This is a genomic window from Halomonas cerina, from assembly GCF_014192215.1.
Taxonomy (GTDB): domain Bacteria; phylum Pseudomonadota; class Gammaproteobacteria; order Pseudomonadales; family Halomonadaceae; genus Halomonas; species Halomonas cerina.
On sequence record NZ_JACHXP010000014.1, the window covers coordinates 50,229 to 66,499 of the forward strand.

Sequence of the window (16,271 nt, forward strand, 5' to 3'; positions counted from 1 at the left end):
TCAGATTTTTCGCGGGATACCCGGTACTTCTAGTGCCGGGAGGGATAGCGTGTCGCCCGAAGGGCGACCTGGATTACGCTACCGCTCGTCCCGCTTCTCCTTTGTCGTTGCGGGTGGGTGTCAGGTGGTAGCAATAGCCATCACCGCGTTGCAGGAGCGTGCAGTGGCGCCAGGAAATGCCCTGCACGACGCCGTGCTCGGTCTGGATGTTGAAGCTGCCGGTCTGGCGGATCGCCACACGACCCACATGGGTGCCGGCCTTTTTGCCGCTGGGCACTACCGCCTTGACCATATCGCCGGTCTGGAAGCCGTGCACCTGCTTCCGGCGCATCAGGATGCCGCGTGGAAAGCCAAACTTGTCCAGGCGAGTGCGCTGGTAGCTGCCCCGGCCCATGGCCCTGAGAGTCAGCGTCGGCACCTGCCAGCCGTGCAGGGCCTCGACCTGACCGACACAGGCGGCATCCAGCGCGTGCGTCTTGGGGATGCCGAGGCGCTGACGGTTGTACTTGGTCAGGCCGCCTGTCCCTACCGCGACAGGCAGCCCCTTGCGTTTGAGGTTTCGGTTCAGCGCCCAGCGGGTGGCATTGACGGCACTGGCATCGCGCAGCGGCCTGTCGTGCTGCTGGATAACCCGCCGGTAGCGGGCGTCTGCCGACTGGCGATGCTGTGTCAGCCGCTTTTTCAGTCCTCTGGCGGTGGCAAAGAAGGCATCCAGCGTGTCGGCGCCCTTCTCCTGATTGCAGTCGTGGCAGGCCAGGGTCAGATTGCCGATGCGGTCGGAGCCGCCATGGCTTCGTGACTCGATATGCTCGATCTCCAGTGGGGTGTTGGTGGCGCCGCAGTAGGCGCACTCGTGACCCCACTTCACCAGCAGGTACTCGCGGACCTCGTAGCCCAGCAGGGTGCCCTGCTGGTACTCGACGCCGGAAATCTCGGGATTGTCGAGCTTCTGGGTGTCGAAGCGCACCAGCTCCTGGCTGAGAGAGGTGATCGGTGCCAGGCGGCAGAGCCGATCCACCCAGGCAGAAAGGGTATCGACACGGTGCTGCAGGCTGGGCGCCAGCCAGCCGTCTCGGCGGGTGCGATTGTCGAAACGTGGCGCACGATGACGCAGGTTCTTGGTGCGACGGCGGCGGCGGAAGGCACGGCGCTGATCCAGCGCCTCACGGATCTGAAAGCCGCGATGCACCAGCTCGAACAGACACAGCACATGATGCTTCCCGACCTCTCTCTCTTCGCTGTTTTCGCGCATCAGCGCCAGCCCGGTGATACGGCTGCCGGGGTCGATGCCCAGCCTCAGCGGCTGCGTCTCGCCGTCCACTCGATCCTTGAGGCGAATGGTGAATGGATAGCGCTTGTGCACCACGGCCCGGCCTCGCGCCAGCATCAGCCGAGCCCGCTTTTCCGAGCACGGCATCAAGGGCCGCTTCTGTCTATCCAATACGAAAACCGCCATGGCGATTTCCTCCTTGTCGTTGCCCTTACGGGCCTTGTGCCGTGGGCCTGTCGGCCCATCTCCCCTCGGGAATGTCCATGACCGGCTCCTGCCGACACCGTTGCCGTCAGCAGCGATCAGAACCTTCGGCGCTTTACCTTTCGCCAGCATGATCCTGATCTTCCAGCGCCCACCGCTGTGGAAGCACGGTGGGGTGGGTCTTGACGACCTGTCACGAACGTAGCCGGTGGGTGTCCGCTTTCCCTGGTCAACCGAGCCTGCTTTCACAAGCTCCGCCGTTCACGGCGGGGTAGTTGACGGAGGCGTGACTTGGGGGCCCTGGTGTCGTATCACAAGATGTCGCCAGCCCAGGGCCAGGACCGGCAGCAGGCACAGCGGCAACAGCACGGCATTGAGGCGGCTCCAGCCCAGCGCCGTGACCAGCGGACCGGCGAGCAGGGCGGTCAGGGCCACGGTCGTGAAGACCAGGAATTCGTTGGCGGCCTGGGTGCGGGCCTTCTCGGCGGGTCGGTAGGCCTCGGTGAGCAGCCCGGTGGCCGGCAGGAAGGTGAAGTTCCAGCCTAGGCCGAGCAGGATCAGGCCGGCATGGAAACCGGCAAGCCCGGCCTCGAGGTGGGCCACCAGGCTGCTGGCGAGGAGCAGGGTGCAGCCGGCCAGGATCAGGCGGGGCGCACCGAAGCGGGCGGTGAGCCGGCCGGTCACGAAGGAAGGCAGGAACATGGCCACCACGTGCCACTGGATGGTGGTGGCCACCTGGTCGAAGGGCAGGCCCTCTGCGGTCATGGCCAGAGGCGTGGCCGTCATCGCCAGGTTCATTACCCCGTAGCCGATCAGTGCCGCCGTCACGGCAACGATGAAGGTCGGCTGGCGGAGGATCTCGCCGAGGGGGCGGGCCTCTCCCTCGCCGTGGGTGCGTTGCGGTGGCGGCAACCGGATCAGCGCCAGCACGACCAGGGCCAGCAGGTAGAGGGCGCCGAGCCCCAGAAAGCTGCCCAGGAAGGGGGTCTCGGCCAGCGCCCGGCTATGCCGGGCCAGCCAGGGACCGAAGAAGGCGGCCAGCACCCCGCCGCCCATCACCAGGCCGATGGCGCGGTCACGCAGGGGGGCCGGGGCGGCCTCCACGGCCGCGAAGCGGTACAGCTGGCCGAAGCCGATGCCGATGCCGATCAGCCAGGTAGCCACCAGAAACAGCCCGAAGTGCTCGCCGGCCAGCGCCTGCACCGCCAGGGCCGCCCCGGCCAGGCCCAGCAGGTTGCCGAGCATGAAGCCGCGACGCCATCCCAGGCGGGCCATGAGCAGCGAGGCCGGGATGGTGGCGCACATCAGGCCCAGCCATTGGGTGGCCACCGGCGCGGTAGACCAGGCCGGGGCAGGCGCCAAGACGGCGCCGATCAGCGGCGAGACGGCGATCAGCAGGATGTTGCCGCTGATCAACAGGGCCTGGCACAGCGACAGCAGGGACACGGCGAGGGGCATGGTGCCTCCATGACAGGGGCGGCCAAGCGCTACTGGCCCCCGGAGATGACGTCATGCCGATCTTCCCACCGCGTCGCGGAAGGCGCAAACACGAGACCCGGTGGCAAAGGCGGTGTCGCCGGAGCGGGCGGATAGGGGCAGCGCCACGCCGGTGAGCACGATGGCGAAGGGCATCGGCGGGTCAGCACCGGCGCTGTCGCTGTCTACGGGGGCGGTACGGCGCCGACCGGGACGGGCTCCACCAGGCCGAACAGCTGGGCCAGCAAGGGGGCGGTGGCAATCAAGAAGCCGAGCACGGCCAGGCCGTACCCGAGCAGGCGATGACGTTGCCGACGGGCGAGCGTCAGTCCGCCGATGCAGACCAGCAAGCCGACCAGGTTGAAGGCGTAACCGAGCATCTGAAGGAGTTGGTAGGCGGTCATGGGACTCCCGTGGCATGGTGATCGAAGCGAGTGACGGCTAGCCTGACAGGATATCAGCTGAGGCGAGGGAGGAAGCGTCCATGGCCCGCAGGCATCCCGGTGCGGTGATCGACTTCTGGTTCGGGGAGCTGGCCCCGGCTCAGTGGTTCCACAAGGCACCGACGCTGGATGACGAGATCCGCCGGCGTTTCGGGGCCTGTCACGCGGCGGCCGCGCGGGGTGAGCTGTGGCACTGGCGCGACTCGGCCCGGGGGCGACTGGCGGAAGTGATCGTGCTCGACCAGTTTTCCCGCCACCTGCACCGTGGCTCGTCACAGGCCTATGCCTGCGATGCCCAGGCCCTGGTGCTGGCCCAGGAGGCGGTGGCGCAGGGAGCGGATCGCTACCTGGATGTGCCCTGGCGCGCCTTCCTGTTCATGCCCTACATGCACAGCGAGTCGCTGGTGATCCACGACGAGGCCCTGCGCCTGTTCGACCAGCCGGGGCTGGAGGAGAACCTGCGCCACGAACAGCGCCATCGTCAGGTGATCGCCCGTTTCGGCCGCTATCCGCACCGTAATGCGGCGCTCGGGCGTCCTTCGACGCCGGAGGAGCATGCCTTTCTTGCCGGCCCGGGGGCTTCCTTCTGATCCGCGGCTACGCCACCATCAGCCTGCCAGACACCATCGAGCACACCCACCCACGACCACTAAGGAGGACATCATGGGCATCATCGCCTGGCTGATCATCGGGGGACTGGCCGGCTGGATCGCCGGTCACATCATGCGCGGCGGCGGCTTCGGCCTGCTCGGCAACATCGGGGTGGGGATCGTCGGCGCGGTGCTTGGCGGTGGCCTGTTCAGCCTGCTGGGCCTGCAGGCCGGGGGCTTCATCGGCTCCCTGGTGACCGCCATCGTCGGCGCCGTGGTGCTGCTGTGGGTGATCGCCAAGGTCAAGAAGGCCTGACGACGACCGGCAAGGAGGCCAGTTACGCCCCGTCCCGCCGCCGATACGGCGGGGCGGGGCGTGCTTCTGCCGGCCCTGGGCCGCTAGAAAGGGCATCAACAAGGGAATGCCATGTACCTATTGCAACGACTCAGCGCGGCGCTGGTACGCGGCATCGCCGACATGGGCTGGCGGCTGCTCGGACTGCTGCTCCTCGCCTACCTGCTCCTCGCCTGGCTCGGGCTGGCCCTGACCGGCGAGCAGGCGCTGGTCGCCTCCCTGGCGACCTTCCTCTATTACATGATCGTCACCGTCTCCACCGTGGGCTACGGCGACGCCTCGCCGGTATCGACGGGCGGGCAGCTGATGGTCGTCTTCTTCATCATTCCGGTAGGGATCGGGCTGTTCGCCACCCTGCTGGGCAAGGCCTCGGCCCTGGTCATCTCGCAGTTCACCAGGCGCCTTCACGGGGAGCAATCGATCATGCAGCAGGACCATATCGTCATCGTCGGCTTCAATGCCTACACCGAGTCGCTCGTCAGACAGGTCCGGGAAGAGGCCCGGGCGGGACAGCTGGTGGCGCTGTGTGTGGATGCCACGGCGCCGGACCGCAATCCCTTCCTGGAACTGGGGGTGGAGTACTGCCGGGCCGCCTCCCTGACCGATGAGACCCTCTACGCGCGGGCCGCGGTGAAGGATGCCGCGCTGGTGGTGGTCGACGTCGAGGACGACAGCGAGACCAACCTGGTCTGCATGCACCTGGCCACCATCGTGGCTGAGCGCTGCATCATCACCGCCTACGTCAAGAATCAGATGGTCGGCCGCCTGCTCGAGGTGCACTGCCCCAAGGTGAACGTGATTCCCTCCCTGCATCAGAAGATGCTGGTCAAGGCGGCCCTCGACCCCGGCAGCGAGGAGGTCATGCGCAAGCTTGTCGATGCCGACCAGGAGCAGACACAGTACATGACCCGCCTGGCGAGGCTGTCCTCCCCGCTGTCGGTCGATCGGGTGGCCGACCGTTTGCGACGGCGTTGTCGGGCCTCGCTGATTGCCATCAAACAGGCGGGGGACCTGCATCCGCGCCTCAATCCCGATGACACTATCCTGCTGGATGCCGACGACGAGGTGTTCTACATCGCCGCCCAGCGCCTCACGGCCGAGGAACTGGTCAGCCATCTGGCCGACGAGGCGCGTGAGGCCTGACGGACGAGGCGTGGCGAGGGCTTGCTCTGAGCGCAGACCGCCCGGCTGTCGCCAGCCGGGCGGTGAGGGTCACGCTAGCGTGGCACCGCGGCTCAGGCGGTGGCGGCGCTCTTGCTGCCCACCAGTTCCTTGAGGGACTCCTCGACGATGGCGAGGCCTTCCTCGAGCACCTCGTCCTCGATGGTGACCGGCATCAAGAAGCGGATGGTGTTGCCGTACAGGCCGCAGGAGAGCAGGATCAGCCCCTTCTCGCGGGCCTTCTTGCACACCGCGCCGGCCAGGTCGGCATCCGGGGTATGATTGGCCTTGTCGGACACCAGGTCGACGGCGGCCATGGCGCCCAGGTTGCGGGCATTGTCGACGCAGTCGAAGTCCTGCTGCCACTGGGCGAAGCGCTTGGCCAGCTTGTCGCCCAGCGCCTGGCTCTTGTCGAGGATGTGCTCTTCCTCGAACACCTCGAGCACCGCCAGGGCGGCGGCACAGGAGACCGGGCTGCCGGTGTAGGTGCCGCCCAGCGAGTTGCCGCCGGAGGCGTCCATATGCTTGTCGGTGCCGACCACCGCGGAGATCGGCATGCCGTCGGCCATGCTCTTGGCCATGGTGATGATGTCCGGCTCCACGCCGCTGTGCTCGATGGCGAACATCTTGCCGGTGCGCCCGAAACCGCTCTGGACCTCGTCGACGATCATCAGCATGCCGTGCTCATCACAGATCTCGCGGATCGCCTTGAGGAAGCTGGCCGGGGCCTGGTAGAAGCCGCCCTCGCCGAGCACCGGCTCGAGCACGATCGCCGCGGTGTCCTTGGGGTTGGCATCGGTCTTCAGGGCCATCTTCAGGCCACGCAGGGCCTCGTCCTCGCTGACGCCGTGGTAGGGCACCGGGTAGGGGGCGCGGAACACGTTGCCCGGCATGGTCCCGAAGTCGGTGGCGTAGGGGGCGACCTTGCCGTTCATGGCCATGGTCATGAAAGTCCGGCCGTGGTAGCCGCCATCGAAGCAGATGACGTTATTCTTGCCGGTGGCGGCGCGGGCGACCTTCACCGCGTTCTCCAGCGCTTCGGCGCCGGAGTTGGCCAGCATCACCTTGGCATGGCCACGCACCGGGGTGATCTGGCTGAGCTTCTCGGCCAGCTTCACGTAGCCCTCGTAGGGCATCACGGTCTGGCAGGTGTGCATCACGCGGTCGAGCTGGTCCTTGACCGCCTGGACCACCTTGGGATGGCGATGGCCGATATTGAGCACCCCGATGCCGCCGGCGAAATCGATGATGCGGTTGCCATCGGCGTCCCACACCAGGGCGTTCTCGGCACGATCGGCGAACTGAGTGGCCGGGCTCGCGGCTCCATTGGCCACATAGCGCTGCTTGAGGTCGTTGAGCTGAGCGTTGTTCATGAATCCTGCCTCCTTGGTAAGACGTGGCGGGCGATCAGAGGCCGCCGACACAGACGTATTTTAGTTCAGTGTACTCGTCCAGGCCGTGGCGCGACCCTTCGCGTCCCAGGCCCGATTCCTTTACTCCCCCGAAGGGCGCCAACTCGGTGGAGAGGATGCCTTCGTTCACCGCCACCATGCCATATTCGAGCCCTTCCATGACACGCCAGATGCGGCGATAGTCGCGGGCATAGAAATAGGCAGCGAGGCCGAACTCGGTGGCATTCGCCATGGCGATGGCCTGCTCCTCGGTCTCGAAGCGGAACACCGGGGCCAGCGGGCCGAAGGTCTCGTCCCGGGCCACGCGCATCTCCTCGGTGACGTCGGCGATGATCGTGGGCTCGAAGAAGGTGCCCCCCAGAGCGTGGGGCTCGCCGCCGCAGACCAGGCGCCCCCCCTTCTCGAGGGCATCGGCGATGTGAGACTGCACCTTGTCGACGGCGGCGGCGTTGATCAGCGGGCCCTGGGCGACGCCGTCCTCGAGGCCGTTGCCGACCTTGAGTTCCCCCACCCGGGCGGCCAACTTCTCGACGAAGGTGTCATAGACGCCGGCCTGGACCAGCAGGCGGTTGGTGCACACGCAGGTCTGTCCCGAGTTGCGGTACTTGGAGGCCACGGCGCCCTCGACGGCGGCATCCAGGTCGGCGTCGTCGAAGACGATGAAGGGCGCGTTGCCGCCCAGCTCCATGGAGGCCTTCTTGACGGTGCCGGCACACTGGGCGAGCAGCGTCTTGCCCACCGGGGTGGAGCCGGTGAAGGAAATCTTGCGCACCCGCGGGTCGGTGGTCAGCACCTCGCCGATCTCCGCCGGGTGGGCGGCGGTGACCACGTTGATCACCCCGGCGGGGAAGCCGGCATCCTCGGCGAGCCTGGCCAGGGCCAGGGCGGTCAGTGGCGTGGCTTCGGCCGGCTTGATCACCACCGGGCAGCCGGCGGCCAGGGCCGGGGCACACTTGCGGGTGATCATCGCCAGTGGGAAGTTCCAGGGGGTGATGGCCGCGACCACGCCGATCGGTTCGCGAAACACCAGGATGCGCTTGTCCACGCCATGGCTCGGCAGGGTCTCGCCGGCCACGCGCTTGGCCTCCTCGGCATAGTACTCCACGAAGGCGGCGCCATAGGCCACCTCGCCACGGGACTCAGCCAGCGGCTTGCCCTGCTCGAGTGTCATCAGCCGCGCCAGGGCCTCCTGGTGCGCCATGATCGCCTCGTACCAGCGCCGCAGCAGCGCGGCGCGCACCTTGGCCGTGGTGCGGCGCCAGGCCGGCCAGGCGGCCTCGGCGGCGGCCACCGCCTCGCGGACCTCCTCGGCCGTGAGGTCCGCCACCTCGGCCAGGACCTCGCCGGTGGCAGGGTTGGTCACGACGAAACGGCGCACGCCGTCGCGCCACTGGCCGGCCACGTACGCCTTGTCGATGAGCAGCTCGGATTCCGTGGTCATGGGATCTCCCAATGAGGGTGACTATCTTGTTTGACGAGTGTGCATTATTTAAAACAACGCGCCAAGCCTTTCCCGCCTTTCCCCTAGGGTTTTTGTACCTCCCTGGGGCGTGGACGTCGGCGGGGGACATGGCTTTCCGTTACACTATCTCGCCGACTTCCGGCGGCGCCCGACGCCGCCCTTTAATTCTGTTTGTTGCATGGCGAGGTGAGCCTTGGTCGATCCCCTGAATGCCTGGTGGGCCCAGCAGCTGGTGCTGTGTGACTGGGCCTTCACCCCCGACCCCCTGACCCTGGCGCCGGAAACGGCCGAAGCCCGCCTGACCGAGCTGGGTGTCGTCGACCGGGGCGAGCTCGGCTGGCGACTGCTGGAGGCTTTCGACACGGGGCAGCCCGACTCCTCGCAGCTGCTGGGGGGGCTGGAGCTGGCGGCCCTGGCCGGAGCGGCCGGCTGGCTCGGCGAGACCCGGGCCCGGGACTGGGCCCAGCGGCTGGCCGAGGAGATCATCGCCCATCACGCCAGTCTGGATGATTGGCTGGCGGCGCTGCGCCAGTCGCGCAGCGCCCTGGGCTGGATGCTCGGCGACGACGGCTTCGGCGAAGCCTCGGAAGCGCTGGCGGTCCTCGAACATGAAGGGGAGGGGGTCACCTGGGAGCTGCTGGTCGAGTGGCTGGCCATCCAGCGGCGACTGCTGCCGCTCTGGCCCGAGGAAGCCGAGGCCCGGGTCTGGCGGCTGCGCGCCGCCTTCTCGCCGGTGGTGGAGGCCACGGCCGAGGCACGGGACTGGCAGGATGTCGAGGCCTGGCTCAAGGAGGGCTGGGAGATCACCGGCCGTGATGATCTGGTGCGTGCTCTGCTGTGGCTGGCGGCCCAGGGGGACCGCCAGGGTTGGGACCTTGACGCCCTGCGCCTGCTCGAGGCCGGGAGCGATGAGCGGCGACGCTGGCTCGAGGCACGTGCCCCGCATGAGCGTGCCGCCGCTCGCGTGCTGCTGGGCTACGTGACGGAGGGCGAGCCCCTGGAGTGGGCCGCCTGGGACTGGTTGCGCCTGATCGACCTGGCATGGGCCGGGGCCTGCCTGGGCTGGCTCGAGGCGACGGAGGCCCGCCACTTCGCCCTGCACGGGGCCGACCTGATCCAGCGCCGCTACAGCGACTGGGCGGCTCTGGCCCGGGCCTACCAGCGTGGCCGCAGCCTATTCGAGGGCACCGACCTGCTGGCCAGCCTCGAGGCCGACTGGTGCCTGCTGCTGCAGTCGCCGGTGAGCCCCTGGAAGGTCGCGCTGCAGGGACTGATCGAGGCCGAGCAGTTTGAAGCGTCCCGGGCGGCGATACGCGCCTGGCGCCAGCCGGCACGTCACTGGGTGCTGGCATTGGCCGCGGTGCGTGAGCCGGAGCTGGCGACACGGCAGGGAAAGCCGTCTGCGCTGCCCGAGCCCCGTCGGCAGGATGCCCGCAGCTACCTGGCCGAGACCCTGGACCTGCACGGCGAGGAGGGCGTCGAGGCCCTGGCCCGGCACTGGCTGCCGGCCCAGGCGCATCACCTGAACCAGCTGGCGGCCGACGCGGCCCATGGTGCCTTGCCGCCGGCGGAGACTCCCTTCGGCCACCCTCCCGACGAGGCGCTGGCGAGCCGTGACGACCTGGGACGTGGCAGCCGCCACGCGGCGACCATCCACATGGCGGAGAAGTACGCCTTCCACCTGCAGATGGCCATGGACAGCGGCCTGTTCGACGAGGGACGCCTGGCCGGTCTCGCCGAGGCGCTGCAAGGCTCGCTGTGCCGCTTCTATTCCGGAGCCCGGCGCCTGCTCGAGGCCTGGGCGCAGTGGGAGGCGCTGCTGCCGGAGCCGGAACAACCGTCGCTGGTGCTCGAGATTCGCTGGCACCTCGAGGACCCGGGCAGCCTGTTCCACTGGCTCGACTGGCGAGGCGGGGCCTGGCAGGAACCAGGACCGCGACCGAGCCTGACCCATTTCACCGCCATGTCCCTGGTCGGCCCTCTCAACAGTGCCGCCTGGAGCCTACCGCACCCCGAGAGCGAGCGCGAGTGCGCCGCCATCCGGGAGTGGGTAGATGACCACTATGGTCTGCATACCGCGACGGAACTCGCCGACTTCATCGACTACCTGCTGGAGGTCGGCGATCGCCAGGAGTACCAGATCAACTATGCCCCCTACACCCTCAACCGAGCGCGACTGGCCTCCGAGATTGCCACTCTGGAGAGCGGGGAGTGCAACGAGGAGGAGCGCAACCACCTGCTGCGCCTGCAGCGGGTAAGGGACGACGAGGACGGTTGCAACGACCTGGATCTGGCCGCCTGGGATCTGGCCCAGGCGGTGGACCTGGCGATCGCCGGCCGTCAGCTGGATTGGCTCGACGAGGCGGCGTTCCGGCACCTGCTGGAGCGGGCTCATGCCCTGGCGGCGCGTCACTACGGTGGCTGGGAGGAGTATGCCCGGGGCCTGTATGCGGGCTTCTCGTTCTTCATGGGCGAGACGCCGGAGCGGGAGGCCTTCCTGGCCGGCCTGCGCCAGGCCTTGGTGGCCTGGCTCTGCGGGGCACCGCCCCTGGCCGGCAGCTGGGCCAGTCTGGATTTCCCCGGGGCACGAGCGAGCCACTGGGCACCGCTGCATGTCGATACCCTGCCGGGAGACAGCCATCTGCTGCATTGAGCTTGACTATCGCCAAGCCCGACGGCGTTGGCTATGATGCGAGGCTTTGCCATGACCGGCTTCCGCCTGTCGGACGTTGGCCGCTACCTGGTGAGCCGCCGTCAGGTCGCATCGGCGGTGGGCCTCGATGGCTCCACCACCCCGGCGACGATGTCCAGCGACCCGGTGAGACGAGGAAAAACCGTTGATCGTCAATATGTTGCGCCCTGCCGCTGCGATACTGGTGGTGCTGGTCTGGCTGACCGGCTGTGCCGCGGGACCGGAGGCCGAACCGGGCCCGGTAGAAGCGTACTTTGTCCGGGACCTGCCCGGCCTGCCCCGCGGCTGGGACCCGATGATGTCGCCGGTGGACAATCCGATCCTCGAGGCTCGGCACCTGCAGAACCCGCCGCCGGCGGTGATTCGCCGTGCCCTGCTGGCCCAGCACCAACACTGGGTGGGGACCCCCTACCGGCTGGGTGGCGAGAGCGAGCGGGGCATCGACTGCTCGGCCCTGGTGCAGAGCGTGTTCAGCGACACCTTCCGTCTCGCGCTGCCGCGCACTACCGGCGGGCAGGCCCATACCGGAGTGTCGGTCGATCGTCTTGAGCTGCGCCCGGGTGACCTGGTGTTCTTCCGCCCGCCGGGTCGCTATCGCCATGTCGGCATCTACATCGGCGATGGGCACTTCCTGCACGCCTCCACCTCGCGGGGCGTGATGATCTCGGACCTCGACGATCGCTACTGGCAACGTCACTTCTGGCAGGCACGCCGTGCCCTGGCGCCTGCGTTGCTCGCCCAGCGCCTCGTCGAGCGTGTCGAGGGTTGAGCCGGCGCCTACAGCGCGCCACGATTCGCCAGCAGACCATCCGCTGGGCATCAGGAAGTGCCCGTCGCCTCGGCCTCGTCGCCCCAGATCTCGTGCAGCCGCTCGGAACGGCCACAGGCTGACTTGTAGTAGTTGTAGCGCAGCGTGTTCTTTTTATAGAAGTTCTGATGGTAGTCGCCGGCCGGGTAGAAGGCCTCGAAATCGATGATCCGGGTGGCGATGTCCTGGTCGAAGCGTTCGGCCACCGCCTGGCGGCTGGCCTCGGCCTGCTCGCGCTGAGCGTCGTTCATGGGGAAGATGGCGCTCTGGTAGGTGTGGCCCTCGTCGCAGAACTGGCGGTCCACGGCGAAGGGGTCGATGTTGCGCCAGAAGACGTGAAGCAGGGTATCGTAGTCGACCGCGTCGGGGTCGTACTCGACCTTGACCACCTCGATATGGCCGGTGCCACCGGCGGCGACCTGCTCATAGGTCGGGTTGTCCACGTGGCCACCGCTGAAGCCGGAGGTGGTCTCGACCACGCCCTCGACCTTGTCGTAGGCCTCTTCCATGCACCAGAAGCAGCCGCCGGCGAAGACGGCGCTCTCGGTGTCGGCGGCCAGCGCGGGGGCGGCCAGCATGGCGACGAGCATGATGGGACCCAACAGGTGGCCAGGAGTCTTGCGGGTCATGGCGTTGCTCCTTGTCGGAAGGATGTAGCGATAGTCCAATGAAAGTGGGAATCCTTACACTCCTAGTCTAGACAAGGCTGTAAGGATTCTCGTGCCGACGCGACCGAGGGCGGTGTCCAATCTGGACATGGGAGATTCACAGGGAGTGACCGACTTGACCAAGCGACGCCTGATACTGCTTAGCCTCATCGCCCTCGCTTTCGTGGCGTTCTTCCTTAGCGGCGCCGACCAGCTGCTGACCCTGGACAATCTGAAGGCCGAGCAGGCCCGGTTCCAGGCCTGGCTGGCCGAGGAACCTTTCACCGTGGCCGGCGGCTTCTTCGTGATCTATGTGGTGATGGCGGCGCTGTCGTTGCCCGGCGCGACCCTGCTGACCCTGCTCGGGGGCGCTCTGTTCGGCTTCGGCTGGGGGCTGGTGATCATCTCCTTCGCCAGCACCCTGGGCGCCACCCTGGCGGCGCTGATTGCCCGCACCCTGGCCCGGGAACCCTTAGAGCAACGCTTCGCCATCCAACTCGAGCGCATCAATGCCGGTATCCGGCGGGAAGGGGCCTTCTACCTGTTCACCTTGCGGTTGATCCCGTTGTTTCCTTTCTTCGTCATCAACCTGGTAATGGGGCTGACCCGGATGCGCCTGACCACCTTCTACTGGGTCAGCCAACTGGGCATGTTGCCGGGTACCGCGGTCTACGTGAATGCCGGCCGTGAACTGGGCCACCTCGAGTCGCTCGCCGGGATCCTCTCGCCGGGATTGATCGGCTCCTTCGTCCTGATCGGGCTCTTCCCCTGGCTGGCCCGGGCCCTGGTGAGCATCGCCAGGCGCCGCCGGCTGGCCCGGCGCTTCGCGCGGCCGAGGCGCTTCGATCACGACATCGTGGTGATCGGCGGTGGCTCGGCGGGCCTGGTGGCCAGCTATATCGCCGCCGCGGTCAAGGCGCGGGTGGCGCTGGTGGAGCGCGATCGCCTGGGCGGCGACTGCCTGAACACCGGCTGTGTGCCCTCCAAGGCGCTGATCCGCGCGGCTCGGGTGGCCCACGAGATTCGCGAGGCGCCGCGCTACGGGATCCAGGTGGGCGCGCCGAGCGTGGACTTCCCGGCGGTCATGGCGCACATCCATGGCGCCATTCGCGAGGTCGAGCCCCACGACAGCCGGGAGCGCTACGAGGGGCTGGGGGTCAAGGTCATGGCGGGGGAGGCCCGACTGGCGGATCCCTGGCGGGTGGGGATCCGCGACGCGACGGGAGAACGGCTGCTGACCACTCGCCACGTGATCATCGCCAGTGGCGCCCGGCCTCGAGTGCCACCGCTGCCGGGTCTGGAGGCGATCGAGGTGCTGACTTCCGACAACCTCTGGCAGCTCGAGGTTCTGCCCGGGCGGCTGCTGGTCCTCGGCGGCGGGCCGATCGGCTGCGAGCTCGGCCAGAGCTTCGCCCGCCTGGGCAGCCACGTCACCCTGGTGGAAATGGGCGATCAGCTGCTGCCCCGGGAAGACCGCGACGTGGCCGCCGAGATCGAGGCGCGCCTGGACGAGGAGGGGGTCGATGTCCGCCTGGCGACCCGGGCGTTGCGGGTGGTCCCTGAGCCGGACGGTGCTGGCCATCGCCTGGTGGTGGCTAGTGGCGAGACCGAAAGCTCCCTGTCCTTCGACCGCCTGCTGGTGGCCGTGGGGCGTCAGGCCAACGTCGAGGGGCTGGGCCTGGAGGCGCTGGGTGTGGAGACGCGGCCCGACGGCACCCTGGCCGTGGACGACACCCTCCAGTCGGTGCTTCCCAACGTCTGGGCCTGTGGCGACGTGTCGGGCCCCTACCAGCTGACCCATGCCAGCGCCCACCAGGCCTGGCATGCCACCGTCAACGCCCTGTTCGGTGAACTCAAACGCTTCCGGGTCAGTTATCGGGCCCTGCCGGCGGTCACCTTCAGCGACCCGGAGGTGGCGCGGGTCGGGCTCAACGAGCGCGAGGCCCTCGAGCAGGGCATCGCCTGCGAGGTCACGCGTTACTCGCTCGCCGACCTGGATCGCGCCATCGCCGACGGTCATCGGGAAGGCTACGTCAAGGTGTTGACGGTGCCGGGCAAGGACCGCTTGCTGGGCGCGACGATCGTCGGCCAGGGGGCCGGGGAGATGCTGGCCGAGTTTACCCTGGCCATGACCCGGGGCATCGGCCTGAACAAGCTGCTTGGTACCATCCATCCCTATCCGACTCGCAGTGAGGCGGTGAAGGCGACGGCAGGGGTGTGGAAGAATGCCCACAAGCCCGAGCGCGTGCTGCGCTGGCTCGAGCGCTACTTTGCCTGGCGACGGGGCCGGGCGACCCCCTCACGCGAGTCTGCTGAAGTCAGCAAGACCACCGGGAGTTGAGATGCTGGATCGCTGGACCATGCCGCTGACCCAGCGGCCCTTGCTGCGCCTGGCCCATCGACTGGCCAAGATCGGACTGCGTCCCGACCAGGTGACCCTCATGGCCTTTGCAGTGGGGGGACTGGCGTTGCCGCTGTTGGCCATGGAGGCCTATGGCTGGGCGCTCGCGATGATCCTGCTCAATCGCCTGGGCGATGGCCTAGACGGCGCCCTGGCGCGGCTGACCCATAACACCAGCGATGCCGGGGGGTTCCTCGACATCGGGTTAGACTTCGTCTTCTATGCCGCGGTGGTGCTGGGCTTCGCCCTGGCCGACCCGGCGGCCAACGCCCTGGCCGCCGCCTTCCTGCTGTTCGCCTTCATCGGTACCGGGACCTCCTTCCTGGCCTTCGCGATCATGGCCGTTCGGCACGGGCTGGACCGGCCGCGCTTCCAGGAGAAGGCCTTCTACTATCTGCATGGGCTGACCGAGGGGACGGAAACCGTGCTGGCCTTCGTGGTGTTCTGCCTGTGGCCGTCGCACTTCCCGATGCTGGCCAGCCTGTTCGCCACGGCCTGCCTGATCACGACCGCGATGCGCCTGTGGGGCGGCTACGGCACCCTCAAGGCATTGCCGGGGAAGGGTAGCTGAGCGGTGAGGCGGGCGTGGGCATGCCGCTCAGGCATGTAAAAGGGGGCAGCCAGTGGCTGCCCCCTTTCCTACGACCTGCGGCCGAGACCGCAGGGGGATGCCGTGACGACCGATCAGTGCTCGTGACCACCTTCGCCATGGACATGGCCATGCTCGACCTCTTCCTGGCTGGCTTCGCGGACCTCGGCGACTTCGACATCGAAGTTCAGCTGCTGGCCGGCCAGCGGGTGGTTGCCGTCCACGGTGACGGTGTCACCCTCTACCTTGGTGACGGTGACCATCAGCGGACCGCCCTGCGTCTGGGCCTGGAACTGCATGCCGGGCTCGACGCTCTCGACACCCTGGAAGGCATCGCGCGGGACCTCCTGGACCAGCTGTGGCTGCACTTCGCCATAGCCTTCCTCGGGCGAGACCTTGGCCTGGAGCTTGTCGCCGACGGTGTGACCCTCAAGCTCCTTCTCGAGGCCCGGAATGATGTTGCCGGCACCGTGGAGGTAGGTCAGCGGCTCGCGGCCTTCCGAGCTGTCCAGCACTTCCCCGGCATCGTTGGTCAGGGTGTAATGGAAGGCGACAACGGCGTTCTGCGCAATCTGCATTGAGGGTTGAACCTTTGATGTGTGCATGTGACTGGATATGGTAACGCGCGGCCCCCGCGGCTGTCAGGGGCGAGGGACATTTTTCAGGTTACGGCGCCTGATCCTGAGTCGTGTTCACGCCCTGGCAGGGCGGTTGCGTGACCCCCCAGGCGGGGATACCCTTTGCAGGTCGTCACATTCCCG

14 protein-coding genes are annotated in these 16,271 nt (G+C 67.8%); 7 read left to right on the forward strand and 7 right to left on the reverse strand.

Going from position 1 to position 16,271, the window contains the following annotated elements; translation table 11 throughout:
• Positions 1 to 73: 73 nt before the first annotated feature.
• The 3 genes from iscB to FHR94_RS13745 all read right to left on the reverse strand — a co-directional run bounded on the left by iscB (position 74) and on the right by FHR94_RS13745 (position 3,354).
• Complete coding sequence (iscB, locus tag FHR94_RS13735; protein WP_183326296.1) at positions 74 to 1,456, reverse strand: RNA-guided endonuclease IscB; 1,383 nt, start codon at positions 1,454 to 1,456, stop codon at positions 74 to 76.
• A gap of 279 nt (positions 1,457 to 1,735) precedes the next feature.
• Complete coding sequence (locus FHR94_RS13740; RefSeq protein WP_183326297.1) at positions 1,736 to 2,932, reverse strand: MFS transporter; 1,197 nt, start codon at positions 2,930 to 2,932, stop codon at positions 1,736 to 1,738.
• Between the two features lie 203 nt (positions 2,933 to 3,135).
• Positions 3,136 to 3,354 (reverse strand): hypothetical protein, encoded by a 219-nt coding sequence (locus tag FHR94_RS13745; RefSeq protein WP_183326298.1) that lies wholly within the window; start codon positions 3,352 to 3,354, stop codon positions 3,136 to 3,138.
• A gap of 80 nt (positions 3,355 to 3,434) precedes the next feature.
• On the opposite strand from FHR94_RS13745, the gene FHR94_RS13750 reads away from it, so the two are divergent.
• The 3 genes from FHR94_RS13750 (at position 3,435) to FHR94_RS13760 (ending at position 5,481) form a co-directional block, all read left to right on the forward strand.
• On the forward strand, positions 3,435 to 3,983 hold the full coding sequence (locus tag FHR94_RS13750; RefSeq protein WP_183326299.1) for a DUF924 family protein: 549 nt from the start codon (positions 3,435 to 3,437) through the stop codon (positions 3,981 to 3,983).
• 73 nt (positions 3,984 to 4,056) lie between these two features.
• Positions 4,057 to 4,299, forward strand: coding sequence for a GlsB/YeaQ/YmgE family stress response membrane protein (locus FHR94_RS13755; protein WP_183326300.1), 243 nt, complete (start codon positions 4,057 to 4,059; stop codon positions 4,297 to 4,299).
• A gap of 111 nt (positions 4,300 to 4,410) precedes the next feature.
• Complete coding sequence (locus FHR94_RS13760) at positions 4,411 to 5,481, forward strand: ion channel (protein ID WP_183326301.1); 1,071 nt, start codon at positions 4,411 to 4,413, stop codon at positions 5,479 to 5,481.
• Positions 5,482 to 5,573: 92 nt separating this feature from the next.
• On the opposite strand, the gene gabT is transcribed toward FHR94_RS13760, so the two are convergent.
• Together gabT and FHR94_RS13770 are read right to left on the reverse strand one after the other, a co-directional pair.
• Positions 5,574 to 6,872, reverse strand: coding sequence for a 4-aminobutyrate--2-oxoglutarate transaminase (gene gabT, locus FHR94_RS13765; protein ID WP_183326302.1), 1,299 nt, complete (start codon positions 6,870 to 6,872; stop codon positions 5,574 to 5,576).
• Between the two features lie 34 nt (positions 6,873 to 6,906).
• Complete coding sequence (locus tag FHR94_RS13770) at positions 6,907 to 8,352, reverse strand: NAD-dependent succinate-semialdehyde dehydrogenase (protein WP_183326303.1); 1,446 nt, start codon at positions 8,350 to 8,352, stop codon at positions 6,907 to 6,909.
• A 214-nt stretch (positions 8,353 to 8,566) separates the two neighbouring features.
• On the opposite strand from FHR94_RS13770, the gene FHR94_RS13775 reads away from it, so the two are divergent.
• Together FHR94_RS13775 and FHR94_RS13780 are read left to right on the forward strand one after the other, a co-directional pair.
• Positions 8,567 to 11,026 (forward strand): DUF1266 domain-containing protein, encoded by a 2,460-nt coding sequence (locus tag FHR94_RS13775; RefSeq protein ID WP_183326304.1) that lies wholly within the window; start codon positions 8,567 to 8,569, stop codon positions 11,024 to 11,026.
• Positions 11,027 to 11,210: 184 nt separating this feature from the next.
• The gene (locus tag FHR94_RS13780) at positions 11,211 to 11,834 is read left to right on the forward strand and encodes an NlpC/P60 family protein (RefSeq protein WP_425485385.1); all 624 of its coding nucleotides are present in this window, start codon (positions 11,211 to 11,213) and stop codon (positions 11,832 to 11,834) included.
• Between the two features lie 50 nt (positions 11,835 to 11,884).
• On the opposite strand, the gene msrA is transcribed toward FHR94_RS13780, so the two are convergent.
• A complete protein-coding gene (gene msrA, locus FHR94_RS13785; protein WP_183326305.1) occupies positions 11,885 to 12,502 on the reverse strand; it encodes a peptide-methionine (S)-S-oxide reductase MsrA in 618 nt (205 codons plus the stop codon).
• A 154-nt stretch (positions 12,503 to 12,656) separates the two neighbouring features.
• On the opposite strand from msrA, the gene FHR94_RS13790 reads away from it, so the two are divergent.
• Together FHR94_RS13790 and FHR94_RS13795 are read left to right on the forward strand one after the other, a co-directional pair.
• On the forward strand, positions 12,657 to 14,861 hold the full coding sequence (locus FHR94_RS13790; protein WP_183326337.1) for an FAD-dependent oxidoreductase: 2,205 nt from the start codon (positions 12,657 to 12,659) through the stop codon (positions 14,859 to 14,861).
• Between the two features lies 1 nt (position 14,862).
• Positions 14,863 to 15,492: a CDP-alcohol phosphatidyltransferase family protein gene (locus FHR94_RS13795; protein ID WP_183326306.1), complete on the forward strand. Its 630-nt coding sequence runs from the start codon at positions 14,863 to 14,865 to the stop codon at positions 15,490 to 15,492.
• Positions 15,493 to 15,605: 113 nt separating this feature from the next.
• On the opposite strand, the gene FHR94_RS13800 is transcribed toward FHR94_RS13795, so the two are convergent.
• Positions 15,606 to 16,088, reverse strand: a complete 483-nt coding sequence (locus FHR94_RS13800) for an FKBP-type peptidyl-prolyl cis-trans isomerase (RefSeq protein WP_183326307.1) — start codon at positions 16,086 to 16,088, stop codon at positions 15,606 to 15,608.
• Between the last annotated feature and the right edge of the window lie 183 nt (positions 16,089 to 16,271).

Coding starts and splice junctions, on each gene's coding strand:
- FHR94_RS13750 (WP_183326299.1), top strand. CDS start 3,435: ATGGCCCGCAGGCATCCCGGTGCGGTGATCGACTTCTGGTTCGGGGAG.
- msrA (WP_183326305.1), bottom strand. CDS start 12,502: ATGACCCGCAAGACTCCTGGCCACCTGTTGGGTCCCATCATGCTCGTC.
- FHR94_RS13770 (WP_183326303.1), bottom strand. CDS start 8,352: ATGACCACGGAATCCGAGCTGCTCATCGACAAGGCGTACGTGGCCGGC.
- FHR94_RS13745 (WP_183326298.1), bottom strand. CDS start 3,354: ATGACCGCCTACCAACTCCTTCAGATGCTCGGTTACGCCTTCAACCTG.
- FHR94_RS13755 (WP_183326300.1), top strand. CDS start 4,057: ATGGGCATCATCGCCTGGCTGATCATCGGGGGACTGGCCGGCTGGATC.
- FHR94_RS13795 (WP_183326306.1), top strand. CDS start 14,863: ATGCTGGATCGCTGGACCATGCCGCTGACCCAGCGGCCCTTGCTGCGC.
- FHR94_RS13760 (WP_183326301.1), top strand. CDS start 4,411: ATGTACCTATTGCAACGACTCAGCGCGGCGCTGGTACGCGGCATCGCC.
- FHR94_RS13800 (WP_183326307.1), bottom strand. CDS start 16,088: ATGCAGATTGCGCAGAACGCCGTTGTCGCCTTCCATTACACCCTGACC.
- gabT (WP_183326302.1), bottom strand. CDS start 6,872: ATGAACAACGCTCAGCTCAACGACCTCAAGCAGCGCTATGTGGCCAAT.
- FHR94_RS13740 (WP_183326297.1), bottom strand. CDS start 2,932: ATGCCCCTCGCCGTGTCCCTGCTGTCGCTGTGCCAGGCCCTGTTGATC.
- iscB (WP_183326296.1), bottom strand. CDS start 1,456: ATGGCGGTTTTCGTATTGGATAGACAGAAGCGGCCCTTGATGCCGTGC.